Here is a 19,162-nt window from a genome sequence, read left to right as displayed (position 1 = left end):
GACAAAGCAGGCATAATACCGCGCCTTCGCCCGCGAAGCGCCTTTCCCACACAGCCGGTCGCCCCCTTGAACGAACGCCCGATGTCCACCGCCTTACGCCCCTCGGCTTGCCCGGGGTTGCTGCGTATTGTTCAGGCATTGGACGGTGGCATTTGCCGGATCAAATTGACTGGCGGTTCGATCAATGCCGATCAGGCCGAAGCGGTGGCGGATGCCGCCGAACGCTTCGCCGGGGGCGTGATCGAGGCGACCAACCGCGCTAACCTGCAAATTCGCGGGATCGGCGGTGAACACGCGGCGTTGATCGACAGCCTGATGGCGGTCGGGCTGGGTCCAAGTAGCGCCGCTGGCGATGATGTGCGCAACTTGATGCTCAGCCCGAGCGCCGGGATTGATCGGCAGAGGCTGCTCGACACGCGCCCGTTGGCCGAGCAAATTCTTGCCACGCTGCAAGGCGATGCACGCTTGCACGACCTCAGCGCCAAATTTGCCGTGCAGCTGGATGGCGGCGAAGGCCTGGCGATGCTCGAACATCCGCATGACCTGTGGCTGTCAGCGGTCGAGCGAGACGGCGAACAACGCTGGGCGTTCGGTCTGGCCGGGTGCCCGACAGACGTACCCGCCAGTTCGGTGTCGCTGGATCAAGGCCATGCGCTGGTGGTCGCAGTGCTGGAGTTGTTTCTTGAGTTGGCGCGGCCGGATCAGACCCGCATGCGCCATCTGCTCGCTGAATATTCACTCGACGGGTTTCTCGCTCGACTGGCCGAACGTGTGTCGCTGATCCCCATCGAGGGTTGGCAGCGCAGCGCGGGTCCGGATTTCTTGCACATCGGCGCGCATCCGCAGCGTGACGCCGAACGTGTGTACATCGGCGCAGTGCCGCCACTGGGTCGTCTTGATCCGGCGATGCTGCGGGGTGTCGCAACACTGGCCCGGGAGCAGGGCGACGGCTGCCTGCGTTTCACGCCGTGGCAAAGCCTGTTGCTGCCCGGTGTGCAGGCCGACAATGCAGCGCACGTTATCCACAACCTTGAACAACTCGGCCTGCGCTGCTCGGCCGATGATGCTTTGGCCCAACTGATCGCCTGCACCGGCTCCACCGGTTGCGGCAAAGGCATGGCCGACACCAAGGGCGATGCCCGGCAACTGGCCGCTCTGCTGCAACATCACGGGCTTGCGCTGAACGTTCACCTGTCGGGTTGCTCGCGTTCCTGCGCGGCGGCGCACATCGCGCCAATTACTTTGTTGGCGGTCTCTGTCGGTCATTACGACCTCTATTTTCGCGATGCAGCACAGCCCGGTTTCGGCGCGCTGCACGCACGCAATCTTACTATTGAAGCGGTCGCAGCCTTGCTCGACGACCGCTCACGGAGCTCCCTAGATGCTTGATTACATCCGCGACGGTCAGGAGATCTATCGCAACTCCTTCGCGATCATTCGCGCCGAGGCCAACCTGGCACGGATCCCTGCCGATCTGGAGAAACTCGCAGTGCGGGTGATCCACGCCTGCGGCATGGTCGATGCCATCGACGGCTTGCAGTTTTCCGAAGGCGCGGGCAAGGCCGGGCGCGAGGCGCTGGCCGCCGGTGCGCCGATTTTGTGCGACGCGCGGATGGTCAGCGAAGGCGTGACCCGCACGCGGTTGCCTGCCAACAACGAAGTCATCTGCACACTGCGCGATGACAGCGTCCCGGACCTGGCCCGCGAGTTGGGCAACACACGCTCCGCCGCAGCGCTGGAACTGTGGCGCCCGCACCTGGAAGGCAGCGTAGTGGTGATCGGCAACGCGCCCACCGCGCTGTTCTATCTGCTGGAAATGCTCGACGCCGGTGCGCCGAAACCCGCCCTGATCCTCGGTTTCCCGGTAGGCTTCGTCGGCGCAGCCGAATCCAAGGCTGCGCTCGCCGCCGACAGTCGCGGTGTGCCGTTTGTGATCATGCAAGGCCGGCTCGGCGGTAGCGCCATGGCTGCCGCCGCCGTTAACGCCCTCGCCACGGAGATCGAATGATGCAGCAACCTGGACGCTTGATTGGCCTGGGCGTCGGCCCCGGTGATCCGGAACTGATTACCGTCAAAGCCCTGCGCCTGCTGCGCGAATCCCCGGTGGTGGCGTACTTCGTCGCCAAGGGCAAAAAGGGCAATGCCTTTGGCATCATCGAAGCGCATTTGCAGGACGCGCAAACGTTGCTGCCGCTGGTGTACCCGGTGACCACCGAAGCACTGCCGGCACCGCTGTCGTATGAGCAAGTGATCAGCGATTTCTATGATGCGGCCGGCGAAGAACTCGCCGCGCATCTGGACGCGGGTCGTGACGTGGCGGTGATCTGCGAAGGCGATCCGTTCTTCTACGGTTCTTACATGTACCTGCATGATCGTCTGGCCGAACGCTATGAAGCCGAAGTCGTGCCGGGCGTGTGCTCGATGCTCGGCGGTGCTTCGGTGCTGGGCGCGCCGCTGGTGTATCGCAATCAGAGTTTGTCGGTGCTGTCTGGCGTGCTGCCTCACGACGAGCTCAAGCGTCGACTGGCCGATGCCGATGCGGCGGTGATCATGAAGCTGGGGCGCAATTTCCCCAAAGTCCGTCAGGTGCTCGAAGAGCTCGGTCTGGCGGAGCGCGCGCTGTATGTCGAGCGCGCGACCATGGCCAATCAGAAAATAGTGCCGCTCAATGAGGTCGAGCCAATGTCCTCGCCGTACTTCTCGTTGATCATCGTTCCGGGCGAAAGGTGGCAAGGCTGATGGCCCGTCCAGTTCCGGCGATTGTCATTCTGGGCAACGGCAGCCTCGCGACCGCGCGCAAGATTCAGCAGTTGTACCCCGGCGCGATGATCCATGGCCTGGCCGAACGGGTTGAAGGTGCGGACCTTGCCTATCACGAGTTCGGTGCCACCCTGCGTGAGCTCTATCAGCAGGACACACCGATCATCGCGCTGTGTGCGGCCGGCATTGTTATCCGCACGCTGGCGCCGTTGTTGCTGGAAAAAGGCGCCGAGCCGCCGGTGCTGGCCGTGGCCGAAGACGGCAGCGCCGTGGTGCCGCTGCTCGGCGGGCTGGGTGGCGTGAACGTCATGGCTCGGGAAATTGCTGCCGGTCTTGAGGTCGCTGCGGCGATCACCACCAGCGGTGAATTGCGCTTTGGCACCTGCCTGCTTAATCCGCCGAGTGGATACGGACTCGCTGATCTGGAGTTGGGTAAGCGCTTTGTCTCGGATTTGCTCGCCGGTCAAAGCGTGCGGATAGAAGGCGCGGCACCGTGGCTGGCGCAGGCTCAGTTGCCGGAAGATCCCGAGGCGCAATTGTCGATCCATGTCGGCAGTGCTGAACGCACGCCAGCGGCCAATGAGTTGCTGATTTACCCGCGCAGTGTGTTGGTGGCGGTGAATGCCGATGTGGCGGAACTGCCGAATGCGATTCGCGCGGCGCTGCATCAGGCCAAAATCGCCGTGCAATCGGTGGCGTGCCTGTTGGCCAGCGATCTGCACATGACTACCCCGGCCTTGCGCGAAGCGGCGCTTGAGCTGGGTGTGCCGCTGCGGTTTGCGTCGGATTGCGGCGGCGTCAGTGAACTTGCCCGTCACACCGTGCCGGAGGCTACCGTCGTTTCGGCGGACACCGTTCTTGCCATTGCCGTGGCCAGCCAACCGTTGGACCTTGCCCGGATCGGTCGTGCGCGTGGTCGCCTGGCGGTGATCGGCCTGGGCCCTGGCGCTGCCGAGCTGATGGTGCCGGCGGTCAAGGCCGAGCTGGCGCGCGCCAATGATGTACTCGGTTACGAAACCTACGTGCGCATGGCCGGGCCGTTCCGCGACGATCAAGTGATGCACTGCACCGACAATCGCGAGGAAATGCAGCGCGCTCGCCATGCGTTCGAACTGGCTGCCCAAGGGCGCTCGGTGGTGGTCGTGTCGTCCGGCGATCCCGGCGTGTTCGCCATGGCGGCCGCGGTGCTGGAAGCATTACACGAATCGAGTGAGCCGCTGTGGCACAGCGTTGATCTGGAGATCCTTCCGGGCGTTTCTGCGTCCCTGGCAACCGCGGCTCAGGCCGGTGCGCCGTTGGGGCACGACTTCTGCGTGATGTCCCTGTCGGACAACCTCAAACCTTGGGCAATCATCGAGAAACGTCTGGATCTGGCGTCTCAGGCTGACCTGGCGCTGGCGTTCTACAATCCGATCTCGCGTTCGCGTCCCTGGCAGTTGGGGCGGGCACTGGAGATTGTCGCGCAACACCGCACCGCAGAAACGCCCGTGGTGCTGGGGCGGGACATTGGGCGCCCGGGCCAGACCTTGCGTGTCACCACACTGGGGCAGTTGACCCCGGATCAGGTGGACATGCGCACCATGGTGCTGATCGGCTCCTCTACCACCTGTGTGTTCCCGCGTGCCGAGGGTGGCGAGTGGGTCTATACGCCGCGCTGGTATGGCGACAAGCCAACTTCCTGATAGTCAGCGGCCTCGTACTGAGGCCGCTCTACATCTGTCGCTATTTAATTAATATCAAATTTTTGCAGCGATATTTTTACATGTGTTGATGTAAGTTGATGCTTTAGTGGTTGAGCGTATCTGGTCGTTTTTGGTGTTCTTGCATTTCTGAATGTTTTGTAGGTAATTAATTGTCTGTTTTATTTTTTGAGGCTGAAAATCAATTCGGTTAGTGTTGATTTGGCGCTTTAATTTAATCGTCAATTGTTACTCTACAGGGAAGTGTATTTATGCATGAGCAAGATAAGAATCGTACTGGTGGGTATGTAAGTTTTATCGATCTTTTCAAGTTGTCTGATCTTGAGCAGGCGTTACATGAGCATAAAGGCACCGATGAATACGACGCGGTGTTTCGGTATTACTTCGGTTGTATTGGTCAGCTCGGTTTTCCACAGATACGAGTGCCRCTCGGGTTGCTGTTCCAGGCACTTGGATCTTTCCTGGATCCCTCAAGGCGACGTCGGCGTTCGGCGGAAGTGAAGGTGCTGGCCGAACCGGGTGAAGGTCAGTCCCCCACCCTGACGGATATTCTCGACCGGGTTGAAGCTTTTCAGACGCGCTTGTCCAACAGTGTTGAACAGTTAACGGTCGCCCCCACCGAAATACCGAAAATCCTGCACTTTGTATGGCTTGGCGGTGGCGTCGGGGATATCCAGCGCGATTACATCAATGTCTGGAAACAGGTTCTCGCGGGGGAAGGTTATAACCTCAAACTCTGGTACGACAGCGACGCGTTGCTGGCCTACGAAACCAACCGGATCATTGTCGAGGCGGCCAAGGCTGATGCGATGATCAACGGTGGGGCGACCAGCAAGACAGCGATTGAACTGGGCGACAAGTACGAAGAGCGAGACATTGTCCTCAAGCAGCAGATGAGCGCGCATATCACTAGCGCGGTAAAACGCGGCGAAAAAGCCGACGATGCACGAATTGATCTTCTGGTCCGCGCTTATGGGCAGAACGAAGCGCACTTGAAAGCCTTGAAGGTAAAAAACCGCGAGAGCCTTTCTGCATTGGCCGAGGGCGCTCTTGAACTTCGTGATCTGGCCAGTAATGGCACGCCGCTACGCTTGCAGGCTATTTACGAACGAGAAATCAGTCTGCGCGGCAACTTTGCCGCCGCCTCGGATGTGGTACGTGTCGAAGCCTTGATCACTGAAGGAGGCAGTTACGCGGATGTCGATAACCTGCCGCCGCTTCTGGAAGAGCTGGGCGAAGTGAGCATCAGCCAATTTGGCACCGATGCGCGCCTGGGCGTGCTGCAGTTGTTGCTGGATCACAATCCCGAATGGATGCCCGGCCGCCAGGCGCTTCGCAGCAAGTACACCAACTATGTTGACGTGATCCCCCAGGAGCATCGTCCGGCGCTCGAACGTTTTGCCAAAAGTCGTCCAGCGTTGAACAGTGTTTTTCGCCCGCCCACCGAGCGCCTCGTTCGTCCGGACGGGCTGCGAGCTGTCGCCGAACAAAGCAGTCTGAGTAATGCGTTCCTGATGGCTCATCCCGGCTCGGCGATGCTGGACGCAGTCATCGAACGTTTCAGGCTCAACTATGACATTGTCGATGCCACGGCCCGGTTGGCCCTGCAGAGAAAGGTGGCGTTGATCGATGCCGAGGCCATGAGCGGTCTTGCGCAAGAGGTCGTCGAGAAAAGATTCGGTCCCTTGCGCGAACTGCCGGTGGAAGAAAACCTGTCGCTCGGTTTTCTGATTGAAGCGGCAGCCACCTATTACAGCGATGGAATTCGCCCCCAGAGCGAAGTGACGATCTACCTGACCGGGCCTGCGGCGATGCGTGATGCCATCGCGGCTTACGTCAGAATGCACTTCACCCCTCAGGCAGCTGACGCCTGGCGTGAGGACGTCACTATTGCCCCCATTGCAACCGTCAACCGGGCGACCGAGGAGGAGCTGGATCACTCCTGGAAGGAAAACACGAGTGACACCTCCCAATGGCTGGCCAGTGAGCAAAAGCGCTGGCAAGAAGGGAAATTCAAAAACCGTTTCATGGGTGACATGGCGCAGCTGCTGAAGTACCAAAGCATTGATTTCGAGGAAGGCTGGCCGGTCATCGAAGGGCGCCATGTGTTGTCGACCGGTCTGTTGCAGCACTTGGCCGATGAACTCGGTGAGCCGTTTCTGCAGGCGATGAATGAACAGCGCAGCGATACGGTGACGTTTGAAAAGGCGGTGCCTTTGAGCTTTGATGACCGGAAATCGATCAACGCCCAGGACCCAAAAGCGCTGCCTCCCGCTTCGCTGAGCGACACGTTGAGCCAACGTCTGTCAGTCGATGAAATCTTGACCGGATTCGCCAGCGGCTCGTTCCTGACGACGCAATTGAGCCCCGCTCAGCGCCTGTTGCTCGGTGCTTTGTTGGGGGCCAAGGCATTGGATAACCGCAGCTTCGAGGCGGTGAGTGCCGAGCTGGATAACCTGGTCAACACCCTTAGCGATCTGGGCGTTTCGGGGCGGTATGCGGCGATTGAACGTCAGCTCTTCAAACACAATGCGCCGGCTTTTGTGGCTGGAGTGGACGGTCCGCCCGGCGAACCGCCAGCGTTCTCCGAGCACGCACTGGAACTCAAGAAAAACGCCCTCACGCATCCGTTGACCTTGCGTCAATGGGGGCAGCATGTCGCCCGCATCCAACAGGTCGCCAAGCTTGAGTACCGTGACCGGGTTGTCGAGCGGGTGGGCATTGTTCTGGACAGCTTCCATGCGGGTACGACGAAACTGGTACCACAGGACTTGCTGCTACAGGGGGCCGGCGAGCGGGTGGGTGGCCGCTGTTATCCGTTGACGCTGGCGATGGCCGCGGCGCTGGTACACGGTCCTGCCGCCGCCAATACCCTGCGGGAACGTTTCTACCTCGGGGTGATTGACCATGAGGAAAACGACTCCGCGGTCTTTCTGCACGCCGTGGAAGAAATGCGCGGCGTGCAGCTCAACGAAATGGGCACCGCCCTCGCTCGCTCCGATGTGGCGCAGGTGGTGGCGGTACTGGAAGCCAAGACTTCCACCAGTACCTTGATGCTCAACTCCAACAACCACTCGATGCTGGTGGCGAAAACCTTTGTCGGCGAGCGCAGCCTCTATCACTTTTACGATCCGAACTTCGGTGTGTTCGAGTTTGAGCAACCGCTGCTGTTTCGCGAAGCGTTGGAGCAGTTCTTTCTGCAACATGAAATGGCCAAACAATACGCCGCCTATGGCGAAGCATCCCAACCAACGTTTGACCTGATCGAACTGGACGGTACTCGTCTGTCTGCAACGTTGTTGCCTTCCGGTATTCGTGTGTCGGAGTTGCTGCAACCAGGCCCGTTGAAGGAACAGTCACTGCCTGCGGTCAGGCAGCGTCTGACCAGTGCTTACGGCGAGTCGCTGATGAGCAATCCGCGGCTGGGCAGCAGCCTGCTGGAGCTCGACAGCTATGGGTGGAGCCAGCAGATACACGAGGCAACCACTGAGCTCCTGGAAAAAAACCAGCTGCCGCATGAGCTTGTCCCGTTGTTCGAGACACTGGAGGTGACCCCGGTCGGTGAGTATCGCCTGAGCCTGATCGATCCCAAGAAACCTGAACAACTGGTGCAGGTCATCACCAACGATCAGCGCTTCCTGCGCATCAAAACCTATCTGTCAGAGCAATTCTCTGCGCTGGCCACAAAACCCCGGTCGCCGGTCAATGAACCGGATCCGACAGGCGCCGGCAGCGTTCATACCTTGAGCGCGGGGTTCACCATCCAGGCGCTGATGAACGCGTTGCGCAATCAGGAAGGTGCCGGGAGACCATTGACGATGGCCGTTCGGTTGCACGCCTACGTCAATTACGCGCAGTTGGTGCATGGCAACGTGGTCGATGTGCTGGGGCTGGTCAAACTGGTGCGACAAGCACTGGCTGAAGAAAAGGTGATCGCTCAAACCTGTGCGCCGGTGGTGACCGAAGCGTTGGGCCATGTCGCCAATGAAGGCGTGGGTACGGTATTAGGCCTGGCTAACGCAGGTTTCGATATTTACCAATTGTCCACCGCCGACAACGACGTTGAGCGTGCGCAGTACGGTACTCAGCTGGCATTCGATTCCGCCAGCGTGTTGTTGGCAGGGGCCGGGATCGGTGCCGGTGTGGTGGGGGCGAGCACCGCGGCCGCGGTGCTGGGTGGTGCGGGTGTGATTCTGGGAGGCCTGGCGATTGGTGCGGCAGCGCTCGCTCAGGGTTTTGCTGTCATTGCCGAAGAGGTCAAACAGGTCGGGTTGTTTTTTGACGGGCTGGAACGAGCCCTTCGCGACGGTGGCTATCGGTTCGATGAAGCCGCCAGTGCGTGGTTGCCTCAATCGGTTCTGGTGTTCCAGACGCTGGATCTGAAGGCGCGAACCCTGGCCTTCGGCAGCCCTGAACTGTTCCCCCTGCGTGATCATCTCGGGGTCCCCGATTTTGATGTGGATTACGCGCGAGCGATTGATGTTCGCCGCGAACTCGGTTTGCCAGGGCGCGCCGCGTTTGCACCTGTTGCGGGTCAGACCATCGTGCTGCCTTGCACACCTAAAACGATTTACGGCTATGAATACAAATGGCTGCCCTTTTCGACGCTGCGCCACGACGTCGGGTTTGATACGGCGCGTCGCCTGGAGAAGAGGAAAGCGAATGGCCAGCGTCAGTTTCTGTTTTCGTTCTATTCGTTTCCCGGTGACTACATTGTCTATCGCCTGAGCCCGGTCTATCAGCCGACGGTGATCAATGTTCGGCTGGACGCCATTGCGCGCACGCTGGTGGTGCCCGCTCTGCCGAAATCGTGGCACGACAAGATCACTTATAAAATCGAGGGCGCCGGTGCGAACTGTTCACTCGTGCTCAATCCCGGGGTGAGGATCGAACTGGAGTCGCCGAGCCAGGAGACCTCGCATTGGTTGCTGCAAGCCTCGTGGGCCAAGGAAAGCGATATTCGAGTGGAGCCTTTTGGCGGACTCTTCATCGGCGCCATCAAAGTGGAGTTGAGCGGCAGGGGGCGCCATGAGGTCTTGATAAAGGTCGGCAAGAATCAAGTCTTCAAGGTCGATTTTGCCAAGACGACATTGACGGTTATCGAGCAGGACGCGACCCCGGGCATGGATGCCCAGGCGTTGCAGGATCACTTCAAGACGTTGGCCCGAGCGCATCGCCTAGGCATGCCCTACACGCCGGTTCATCAGTTTCCGGTCCCGTTCGAAAAACCGGATGAACCGAGGTTCACGACCGCCTGGTACGACTCGGCTGTCGATCGCTTTCTATACATCCGCGACGATGAGCGGGGGGAAGCCGATGAGGCGTTGTTGGGCGCAGTGGTAGACGGTTATGCGTACTTTTATCACCCGCGAAATTACTTTGTCTGGCAAGTTGACGCAGTGACTGGCCTGCTCAAGCGGCGTTATCGGCTATTGCTCACTGAGGTAGCCGATAGCCTCATTACCCACTGCAAAGAGACGACGCATGGGGTGATAACCATCGTGCAGAAGGTCACTCGTAAAGACCAGACAGTGGATGAGTTTGTCTATCAGCTGCATGAGAACGAACTGTACTTGAGCTCGATGACTCGAGACCTGGACCCGGCGCTGGAAGCGATCGTGAGCAAAAACGAGGCACTCGGCGACTGGGCTCAGGTATTGGGTGAGCATGTTGTATTTGCGCCTACGCCGGTAAACGGTGTTGTGACCACTGTCGACTGGCAGCCTGCGGTGTACGTCTCGATTTGCTGGAAGGTGGATTCGACGCTGCGCGACCTGGCCTGGATTCGCCGCAGTGACCGCCTGATTGTCCGCCCCACCGCGCTGCGACACCGGGAGCGAGGCTGGCCGGACTCCATCAAGAATCTGCAAGAACTCACACTTGTCCCGCCGGCGAACAATGAGGGTGAGGTGTTCGTCGTCTACGACAAGGTTGCCAAGCGACTGTCTCGGCAGCAACGAATCAACGGGACCTGGTCCATTGAACAGATTGAGCCTGCAGGGCTGGTGAATGTGGTTGCCGTTGAAGAGGAATATCTGGCGCTGACAGATAAAGGCCTGTTCTTCAATGTAACCGCCGAAGGTCGCCTGCAGTTGGGTGGCCTGACGGATGACTGGCTCAAGGATCGGGCACATTGGTGGTTGGCGCTCGACACTGTGGCGAGCCAATACCCGGTCACGAGTTTTGCCATTGTGGGATTGACCCATGTGCACGGTCATCTGCGGTTAAGTGCCTGGTACGTGAACAATCGGTTGCTGTTATCCGATCTGGGGCGTGGTGAGGAAGTGCGCTTGCTGAGCGTTACGCCGGACAACACTGCAGCCTGGTTGCTGGAACTTTCAACCGGTGAAATCTACCGCCAGGCCTTTATCGATCCTGCGCAACTCGCCAGTGCATTTGGCCAGGGCTCACGATTGTTGCAGGCCGACGCGATACCGGCACCTGTGCGTGAGTGGGCGCCCTGGCGGTTTACCGATGTCACAGCAGAAGGCGCAGGACTTCGTGCAACAACGCTTGAGGGGATCAACGTGGAGTTGCGTCATCAGGAGTCGGCGTTGATCACCGGGGTCGATAGCCAATGGGTGACTGTTCAGACCGGCCCGTTGCAGGATGGCCTCAAGCAGTTGGTCGAGAACCACCGGCACGCGGCGTTCCTTTCGGTTGACGAGCCCGACAGCCTGCAATGGTATGTGACTGAAACCGGACGATTGATTCGGGTTTCGAAAGCGTCGATCACCGACGACTTCGAACTCTTGGGTACCCAGCAGCAAACCAATGTGTTGCTTCATGAAAACAAAGACGGGCTGTTGCATACCTACCCGGGCATGGAGCAGGCCGGGCCCGTGCGTTATGTTCAGCGCAATGCTGAAGTGCTGACAATTGAAGGGCAGATGACAATCAGTGACCTGATGCCGTTGATTCCTGACGATGTGAACACGTTGATCCTTCGACTGGGGCAGGGTGCCGTTACTTACCGTTTATCGAAGGCCGCCTGGTTCAGGTTGGAGTCGGTCATTGTCGACTGCCGACCGATACCGAGACGTGAGGTGTCAATTCCCGGCAAGTTGATCTGGGCGCTGGACACCTCGGAAAAGCTGGTGCTGAGCAAGGTTCAGGACCACTTGGTCATTGTCGATACTGACTGTGGGCACAGCCTGATCCTTCGCGACGTGTTCTCGGCGGACGTCACCATACGGGGTGAAATGTTCCTCGCCGTAGAAGGGTATCGATCCTTTGCCGTGTCCACGTTGGTGAACGCTTTGCTGATCAAGCAAGGAAACAAGGACAACATCTTGCTGAGCGAGCTTGTACCGGCGCAGCGCATCGAGATTGCGACCGCAGAGGAGGTTTTCGACAATGGGGATAGCTGAGTCCGGTTGACACAAGGCCACAGGTTTTTTCAGATCTGCGGCCTTGAATGTCAGGGAACCAGATAGCCCTTCACGCCCGTAAAGATGATCTGCGCCGCCAAGGCGCAGACGAACAACCCCATCAAACGGCTGACAATCTGCAAGCCCTGGTCGCCGAGAATACGCTCGATGTGGTTGGCCAGATAAAGCACGACGCCCACGGTGAAACTCGCCAGGGCAATACTGAGTATGGCCGTGAGCTTGTCGTCCCAATGCGGCTGGCCTATGCCCATCACCAGCAATGCGCCAATGGTACCGGGGCCGACTGTCAGGGGAATGGTCAGCGGGACGATGGTCACGTCCTGCTGCACGTTGTCGGTTTGCACTGCCGACTTGCCTTGGGCCATGCCCAGCGCCGAGATGAACAGTACGCTGCCGGCGCCGATGCGGAACGCATCCACAGTAATACCGAATACGCTGAAAATCACTCGTCCGAACAGGTACAGCAAGACGCTGGACACCAGCGTGGCGACTGCCACTTTCCAGGCCAGGCGTCGTTGTTCCTTGCGCGAGTAGCCGCGGGTCAAGCTGATGAAGCAGGACAACACGAAGAACGGGCTGTAGAGCACCAGCATCTTCAGGTAAACGCTGAATAACACTTGGAGCATGGTTTCGGCTCGCTTCAAAAGAGGGGTGAGGCGAAGTCTATCAGTCGATCAATCGCGTGTGGGAGTCGGCTTTCAAAGATCGGCCTGTTGTTCGTCTTTATTTGAGTGTTTTCAACTAAGTGTTTGGTGTTGGTTGTTATAGATTGGCGGATATGATGTTACATATTTTGGTTTGTTAGTGTTCGCTTGTTTGGTTATTGTTTTTCCGGCGAGTTCATGAGGAGCTTGCTTTAATGTAAATAAGGAATTTGAAATGAATAACCTAGTAGTTAGTGATCAATATATTGCTGCCTGCGTTAAAAGTCTGAATGAATATGAGCTTGGTGATGCAGTAGCTATTCGCCCTCGTAGTATTTTTACGCTAGGTGATACCGTTGAAGAGCCGTCGAAAGGCTCTATTGTCGGTGAAGGTATATTGTCTTTCAGCGGTGGCCTCAGTGGTGTGAATCGCTCGGATGCGCAGAATGCTTTTCTCTTTGCGAGCCTTGTTGCGAACAAAGCATTTCCGGAGGAGTCCCAGGGTAAAGAGTGGTATGCGGAGTTTCGGGACGTCATGAGAAAGGCGGGCTGGACGCATATCAAAAGCTACTACAACGACTTGCACATCAGCGGAACTAGTGTCCGCATGGATAAACTGGTGTTGGAGATTCTTGGCTCGGTGGTCGCGGGCATTGCGCTGCCTGGTCCGACTACTGCATTGATGCTGAAAGTGGCGGGGGAGGCGATTGCAGCCCTGCAAAAGCGTGAGACGGAACTAACTGTTTATGAGCGAAATCTGTTGGCGCAAGGCGTAGGCGGAATAGCGGCCGGTGCGTGCACTGAACATAATGGCGTAACCATTATGGCCCTCGGTGCGGTGCGGTTTTTACGCACTAACACGTCGACCAAAGTACTGTTTGTGGATGTGGATACTCGGGATGTGAAGCTGTATCGCGGTGAAACTTTCTTTGAAAAAAATGATTTGGTCGCTGCCGCTACTCGTGAGGTTATTGCAAGTAAACTAATCGCGCACGCCGGCAAAATTGCTGACTATGATATTTAATTGAATCTTGCAGGGCGGTCGAGTATCGACTGCCCTTTTCTATGAGCGAGTAAATGATATGAGTTGCGATTACTTAGTGTCGGTGGTGGGGGCTGCTGTCGTGATTGTTCCTGAATCTGATGGGTGGGTAGCTCATGATGATTTGGTCAATTCTGTATTGCTGGCGCAACTGGTTGCCAATAAAGAGATGGAGAAAAAGCCGGAGATTAATTGGTACAACGCTTATGTGAAAGTTTTAGATGACTTCTGGCTGCGGCAAACAAAGGCGCAAGAGGAAAGGCTCATTACCGAAAACTGCGGCGAGTCTGCGATCGAATGGGTTGTGGCTGCGATGTCCAAAGGTGCTCCAGACGAAGGGCAAGCTACTGCCGCAACATTGGCACGGGTGGCGAGTGTGTCGGGCACTGAACCTGCAATGAGCTTGCTGCGCAGCCATGTGCAAAAAACGTCCGCAGATGAATCGACTGAAGTACCTGCGCCAGCCAGGATTGTGCGTTTGCTTGTAATTCTGGCGCGAACTCCGACCTCGGTCACAAGCGTGTACCTGGAGTTTAAAACCCGTCAAGAGATAAGCCTCAATCCTTTGGCACAGCTCTTTCAGGCCGAAAATGTACAAGGCACTGTCAGCATGCGTTACGCCCGGGTCAATCTGTCCGAAACCCTATACGGTCCCGCGCGTGATGCTATCGCCTGGAAGGTCAGGGAAAGGCTCGAGGGTAATGTTGCGCTGTTAAGCCTGACCGACAGCTGTTCTGGTGTGCAGGTTCCTGAGGAAATTGAATCATGACGCAATTGATTGCTCCACCGGCTGCGGTTGTTGGCGGCAGCGTCGTGGCGTTTGCCAGTGGTTTGCCTGCGTCCCACCGAGAAGACATTTACATGAGCACGGCTTTTGCGCAAAACGCTACCCGTGCTGCGTTTAACGATGGATTGTCGGGTGACTGGTTTGAGTACTACCGCAATCAACTGAAGTTTCTCGGATGGGATGTTCCAGAACCTGAAATATTATTGCCCCTACAGGACAGCCTGATGGGCAGGCAGGCAATGCGAAGTATCGCAACACGTCTCGGCGAGACATTCTCCCAGCCTATGAGTCGGGCTTTGGCACAGATGGAGCACAACGCATTGGCGCTCGAGGTCTTCGACTCGACGAGCCTTGGCTCCGATGGCGGTTACTTCCAGATGATTCCTTGCGTGATGAACGGTCCGAACAAAGTTGATATGGGGATTTATCACCGACAGTTTCAAATTCGTCGAAATGTCTCTCGATTCCTGTTTGTCGAGGATCAAACGCTCGTGCACAACAGCATCGAACAGATGGCTGTGATTACCTTCAACACACTTCACTATGCCCAGTTTCGGGACAAGGTGAAGCAGTCGGTCATATCCCAGTCTCTGAAATACCTGATCGATCTGGAACTCTGACAAGCTCGCTGCACAAGGTTGCTCAGAATGTCGACGCTGTACGACTTTGCTGATCACGCTGAGCCACCCAATGCTCGATCAGGTCACGCAACTGCGACAGCTCCACCGGCTTGGCCATGTGCCCGTCCATGCCAGCCTGACGTGCTCGCTCTTTGTGCTCGGCTAGGATGTGCGCGGTCAAGGCAACCACCGGTGTTCGGGTGCGCTGGTTGCCGACTTCCCAGGCGCGTAACTGCTGGGTGGCAGAGAAGCCATCGAGGATCGGCATTTCGCAGTCCATCAACACCAGGTCGTAGCGTTGGGCTTTCATCGCCAGCAAGGCTTCTTCGCCATTGCTGGCGGTGTCCGGTTGCAGGTTGAGTTTGCCGAGCATGCCGCGAATCACTTTGGTCGAGATCGTGTTGTCTTCGGCCACCAGGATGCGGAAGTCGCTTGGGACCTTGACCGGAAGCGTCGGGCCAGTGGGCAGATGATGCGAAACGGCCGGGCCTCTGTTGCGCTGATTCAACTCGTCCGCGAGGGTGGTCTTGAGGGTGTAGCCGGCCACGGGTTTGGCGAGGATGCGTTTGATCCCGCAGTTGCGCGCAATGATCTTGCTCGGCGCATTGCTGATGCCGGTCAGCATGATCAGCAGTATGTCGTGATTGAGGCTCGGGTCTTCCTTGATCTTGGCCGCCAGTTGCATGCCGGTCATGCCCGGCATGTTCTGGTCCAGCAAGACCACATCAAAGTAATCGCGCAAATGAGCCTTGGTGCGCAACAACGCCAGGGCTTCCTTGCCGGAAGGCACGGCGCTGACGTTCAGGCCCCAAGCGCTGCATTGTTGCACCAGCACTTTGCGGCAGGTGTCGTTATCGTCCACCACCAGGACGCGAGCACCTTGCAGCGGACCATCGAGGTCGCAAGTCGGGTGCTCAAGCTGGGCCGGGTCCAGTGGCAACGTCAGCCACAGCGTGCTGCCCTGGTTGGCGCCGGTCTTGATGCCGAACTCGCCGTGCATCAAACGGATCAGCTGACGAGCGATCACCAGCCCGAGATTACCGCCCAGACTCGTTGCCGAGAGGAAATGCTTGCTGTGCAGTTCGGCGTGCATCAGGGCATCGCGCTCTTCGGCCTCCATCGGCACACCGCTGTCTTGCACGGCAATGCGCAGCCGCGGTTTTGCACTGCGTTCATCGAGGGCGACGACGATCAGAATTTCGCCTTCGTCGGTTTTCTTCAGCGCGTTTTCCAGCAGGCTCAGCAGGGTCTGGCGCAGGCGTGTAGGGTCACCGCCGATGACGCGCGGCACTTGCGGCTGGATGAAGCTGATCAGTTCGACATTCTGCTGCTCGGCTTTGGCGCGGAAGATACTCAGGCAGTCTTCGATCAAGGCGTTGAGGTCGAACTGTACGTCATCCAGTTCGATCTGCCCTGACTCGAGCTTGGAGATGTCGAGAATCTCGTTGATCAGTGTCAGCAGTTCGTTGCCGGCGCTGTGGATGGTTTGCACGTAATCGCGTTGTTTGACCGACAGGGGAGTGCCCAACAGCAGCTCGGTCATGCCCAGAACGCCATTCATGGGTGTACGGATTTCATGGCTGATTTTCGCCAGGAATTCAGCCTTGGCGTTGATCTCGGCGTTGCTGGCGGCCAGGTCGCGACTGACACTGAAACGATCTTCAGTGATGCTGCGCTGACGTTCGCTCAGGGCGATGCTCATCAGCAGGCCGCTGATGCAGGTGAACACCAGAAGCGTAGTGATCAGACCTTGCGGCGCGACCAGGGTCAGTCCCAACAGGGCGGGCAGGATGATCAGGGTGCCAATGTTGAACACCACCATCGCAGCGACGAAAAACCGAGCCGGGCGATAGCCTTTTTGCCAGTGATAGGCGCTGACGAACAACATGCTCAGGCCTGCCAGAGCAACTAGGGCGTAGGTAATGATGTTCAGCGGCAAGGTGTTGACGAACAACAACAGCAGGCCGCAGGCGACGATGAGCAGAATGTCCGCCAGCAGCAGTTTGTTCAGCGGGTGCGGGCCGAGCGGGGCGAAGAAGCGAATGGCAAGCATCAGGCCGCTCGGCGCAGTCAGCAATAACGCGAGGTAGGCGCCCGGCGCCTGGATGGCGTGCCAGTTCGGCAACCATGGCCCGGCCAGGTTCAGCAGCAATAGCAAACTGAGCATCAACAACCCTTCACACCAGGCCAGCCAAAGGCTGCTGCGCGAACGTGTGTAGGCGTAGCGCACGAAGCTGTACAGGATCAGCATGCCGAGGCAACCGAACAGCAGGCCGTAGATCAATGTCTGGTTCTGATCGGCCGCGGTCGTGATCGCCGATTGCAGGGTGATGTAAGGCCGCAACTGATGGTTGGAGACCAGACGCAGGTAAACGTCGAGGGGGTTGTCACTTTGCGGCAGCGGCAACATGAAGTCGCTGCTGGGCAGGGGGCGGTCAATCTGGGGCTGCCTGGTACCGGTGTTCAAATGATCGATCAGCGTGTCGCCGTCGAGTACATACAGGTTGAGCGCCGACAGATCGGGTGCGAACACCCGCAGCAATTGTTCATGCTTGCCGGGGGCCAGCCTGAAACGCAGCCACAACGCGCCATCGGGCTCGGCCGCCGTGAGGCGATCGAGTTCGATGGGACTGAATTGATTGGTGTAGCGAGCGGAACGGATGTCGCTGAGCTGCAGGTCGCCCTGTTCATCAAGCAATACCGCCCAGCCACTACCTTGCGCGGCCTGGGCCGGGAGCATGCAGAGCAAGGTCAGCAGAGTGACGGTGAGGCTTATGGCAATCCTGAGCCAGCGCACGGCGAAATCCCTTCGTAGGTTGATGCCAGATTATAACTATGCGCGGTGCCGGAATAGTCCGGCAAGGACCAGCGGCCCTTGCCTCGCCGAATGAATGGCCTTATTCCTGGCTCTCGCCACGCTCACGGGCAATGGCACGGTAGCCAATGTCATTGCGGTAGAAACAGCCTTCCCAATCAATCTTGGCCGCCAGCTTGTAAGCCTGCTGCTGAGCCGCATCGACGCTGGCGCCCATGGCGGTGGCGCAAAGTACACGGCCACCGGCCGTCACCACTTGACCGTCCTTGAGCGCAGTGCCCGCGTGGAAGACTTTGCCTTCCAGCGCGGCGGCTGCATCCAGACCGTTGATGGCCACACCTTTGGCGTAGTCACCCGGGTAACCACCAGCGGCCAGCACGATACCGACGCTCGGACGTGGATCCCATTGCGCTTCGACTTTGTCCAGCGCTTGAGCCAGAGCGGCTTCGACCAGCAAGACCAGGCTCGACTGCAAACGCAGCATCACCGGTTGGGTCTCAGGATCGCCGAAACGGCAGTTGAACTCGATGACTTTTGGGTTACCAGCCTTGTCGATCATCAGGCCTGCGTACAGGAAGCCAGTGTAGACGTTGCCTTCCTCGGCCATGCCGCGAACGGTTGGCCAGATCACCAGGTCCATGGCCCGCTGGTGCACTTCTGCAGTGACGACCGGGGCAGGGGAGTAAGCGCCCATGCCGCCGGTGTTCGGGCCGGTGTCGCCGTCGCCGACGCGTTTGTGATCCTGGCTGGTGGCCATTGGCAGCACGTTCTTGCCGTCGACCATGACGATAAAGCTGGCTTCTTCGCCGTCCAGGAACTCTTCGATGACCACGCGCGAACCGGCGTCGCCGAACGCGTTGCCCGCGAGCATGTCGCGCACGGCGTCTTCGGCTTCTGCCAGGGTCATGGCAACGATCACACCTTTGCCGGCGGCCAGGCCATCGGCCTTGATCACGATCGGTGCGCCTTTTTCACGCAGATAAGCCAGGGCAGGCTCGATCTCGGTGAAGTTCTGGTAGTCGGCGGTCGGGATCTTGTGGCGCGCCAGGAAGTCCTTGGTGAAGGCTTTCGAACCTTCCAGCTGGGCAGCGCCAGCGGTCGGACCGAAGCAGTCCAGGCCACGGCTGCGGAACAGATCGACCACGCCTGCAACCAGCGGCACTTCCGGACCGACGATGGTCAGGGAAACGTTTTTCTCGGCAAAGTCGGCCAGCTGCTCAAGGGCCAGCACGTCGATAGCGACGTTCTCGCACTTGGCTTCGATGGCGGTGCCGGCGTTGCCGGGGGCCACGAATACTTTCTGCACGCGCGGATCCTGAGCCACTTTCCAGGCCAGTGCGTGTTCACGGCCACCGCTGCCAATGATCAAAACATTCATTTCAAAAACCTCGGTTGTGGGAGCA

Annotated in this window: 11 protein-coding genes; 8 read left to right on the top strand and 3 right to left on the bottom strand. The window is 58.5% G+C overall.

The annotated features are described in order from the left end of the window. Positions 1-81: 81 nt before the first annotated feature. From cobG to AC1DWM_RS16200, 5 genes are all read left to right on the top strand, one after another. Entirely contained in the window at positions 82-1,389 is a 1,308-nt protein-coding gene (cobG, locus tag AC1DWM_RS16220; protein WP_477795639.1) for a precorrin-3B synthase, read from the top strand. Further along, positions 1,382-2,008, top strand: a complete 627-nt coding sequence (locus AC1DWM_RS16215; RefSeq protein WP_007945227.1) for a precorrin-8X methylmutase — start codon at positions 1,382-1,384, stop codon at positions 2,006-2,008. The genes cobG and AC1DWM_RS16215 overlap by 8 nt, the downstream gene beginning before the upstream one ends. Beyond that, positions 2,008-2,739, top strand: a complete 732-nt coding sequence (locus tag AC1DWM_RS16210) for a precorrin-2 C(20)-methyltransferase (RefSeq protein ID WP_477795665.1) — start codon at positions 2,008-2,010, stop codon at positions 2,737-2,739. Before AC1DWM_RS16215 ends, AC1DWM_RS16210 begins: the two co-directional genes overlap by 1 nt. Then, the gene (gene cobJ / locus AC1DWM_RS16205) at positions 2,739-4,442 is read left to right on the top strand and encodes a precorrin-3B C(17)-methyltransferase (protein ID WP_477795638.1); all 1,704 of its coding nucleotides are present in this window, start codon (positions 2,739-2,741) and stop codon (positions 4,440-4,442) included. Before AC1DWM_RS16210 ends, cobJ begins: the two co-directional genes overlap by 1 nt. 269 nt (positions 4,443-4,711) lie before the next feature. Beyond that, complete coding sequence (locus AC1DWM_RS16200) at positions 4,712-11,830, top strand: TcdA/TcdB pore-forming domain-containing protein (RefSeq protein ID WP_477795637.1); 7,119 nt, start codon at positions 4,712-4,714, stop codon at positions 11,828-11,830. A gap of 50 nt (positions 11,831-11,880) precedes the next feature. Here the strand turns inward: AC1DWM_RS16200 and AC1DWM_RS16195 are convergent, their stop codons facing one another. Then, complete coding sequence (locus tag AC1DWM_RS16195) at positions 11,881-12,477, bottom strand: MarC family protein (RefSeq protein WP_007945221.1); 597 nt, start codon at positions 12,475-12,477, stop codon at positions 11,881-11,883. 253 nt (positions 12,478-12,730) lie between these two features. Between AC1DWM_RS16195 and AC1DWM_RS16190 the strand changes: the two genes are divergently transcribed. Genes AC1DWM_RS16190 through AC1DWM_RS16180 form a run of 3 tightly spaced genes read left to right on the top strand, consistent with a single transcriptional unit; the run spans position 12,731 to position 14,944 of the window. Next, positions 12,731-13,519 (top strand): hypothetical protein, encoded by a 789-nt coding sequence (locus AC1DWM_RS16190; protein ID WP_477795636.1) that lies wholly within the window; start codon positions 12,731-12,733, stop codon positions 13,517-13,519. A 58-nt stretch (positions 13,520-13,577) separates the two neighbouring features. After that, complete coding sequence (locus tag AC1DWM_RS16185; RefSeq protein ID WP_477795635.1) at positions 13,578-14,306, top strand: hypothetical protein; 729 nt, start codon at positions 13,578-13,580, stop codon at positions 14,304-14,306. Further along, positions 14,303-14,944: a hypothetical protein gene (locus tag AC1DWM_RS16180; protein WP_223515158.1), complete on the top strand. Its 642-nt coding sequence runs from the start codon at positions 14,303-14,305 to the stop codon at positions 14,942-14,944. The genes AC1DWM_RS16185 and AC1DWM_RS16180 overlap by 4 nt, the downstream gene beginning before the upstream one ends. A 22-nt stretch (positions 14,945-14,966) precedes the next feature. On the opposite strand, the gene AC1DWM_RS16175 is transcribed toward AC1DWM_RS16180, so the two are convergent. Continuing rightward, complete coding sequence (locus AC1DWM_RS16175; RefSeq protein ID WP_477795634.1) at positions 14,967-17,741, bottom strand: hybrid sensor histidine kinase/response regulator; 2,775 nt, start codon at positions 17,739-17,741, stop codon at positions 14,967-14,969. Between the two features lie 100 nt (positions 17,742-17,841). Next, positions 17,842-19,137 carry a phosphoribosylamine--glycine ligase gene (gene purD / locus AC1DWM_RS16170; RefSeq protein ID WP_477795633.1) on the bottom strand — a complete coding sequence of 432 codons (1,296 nt, stop codon included), beginning with the start codon at positions 19,135-19,137 and terminating at the stop codon, positions 17,842-17,844. Between the last annotated feature and the right edge of the window lie 25 nt (positions 19,138-19,162).

Source organism: Pseudomonas sp. P4_C8 (genome assembly GCF_056401975.1).
The sequence above is the reverse complement of the archived record's forward strand: the minus strand, read 5'-3'. Positions and strand labels throughout refer to the sequence as shown.

Coding starts and splice junctions, on each gene's coding strand:
- AC1DWM_RS16180 (WP_223515158.1), top strand. CDS start 14,303: ATGACGCAATTGATTGCTCCACCGGCTGCGGTTGTTGGCGGCAGCGTC.
- AC1DWM_RS16195 (WP_007945221.1), bottom strand. CDS start 12,477: ATGCTCCAAGTGTTATTCAGCGTTTACCTGAAGATGCTGGTGCTCTAC.
- AC1DWM_RS16215 (WP_007945227.1), top strand. CDS start 1,382: ATGCTTGATTACATCCGCGACGGTCAGGAGATCTATCGCAACTCCTTC.
- cobG (WP_477795639.1), top strand. CDS start 82: ATGTCCACCGCCTTACGCCCCTCGGCTTGCCCGGGGTTGCTGCGTATT.
- AC1DWM_RS16190 (WP_477795636.1), top strand. CDS start 12,731: ATGAATAACCTAGTAGTTAGTGATCAATATATTGCTGCCTGCGTTAAA.
- cobJ (WP_477795638.1), top strand. CDS start 2,739: ATGGCCCGTCCAGTTCCGGCGATTGTCATTCTGGGCAACGGCAGCCTC.
- AC1DWM_RS16210 (WP_477795665.1), top strand. CDS start 2,008: ATGCAGCAACCTGGACGCTTGATTGGCCTGGGCGTCGGCCCCGGTGAT.
- purD (WP_477795633.1), bottom strand. CDS start 19,137: ATGAATGTTTTGATCATTGGCAGCGGTGGCCGTGAACACGCACTGGCC.
- AC1DWM_RS16185 (WP_477795635.1), top strand. CDS start 13,578: ATGAGTTGCGATTACTTAGTGTCGGTGGTGGGGGCTGCTGTCGTGATT.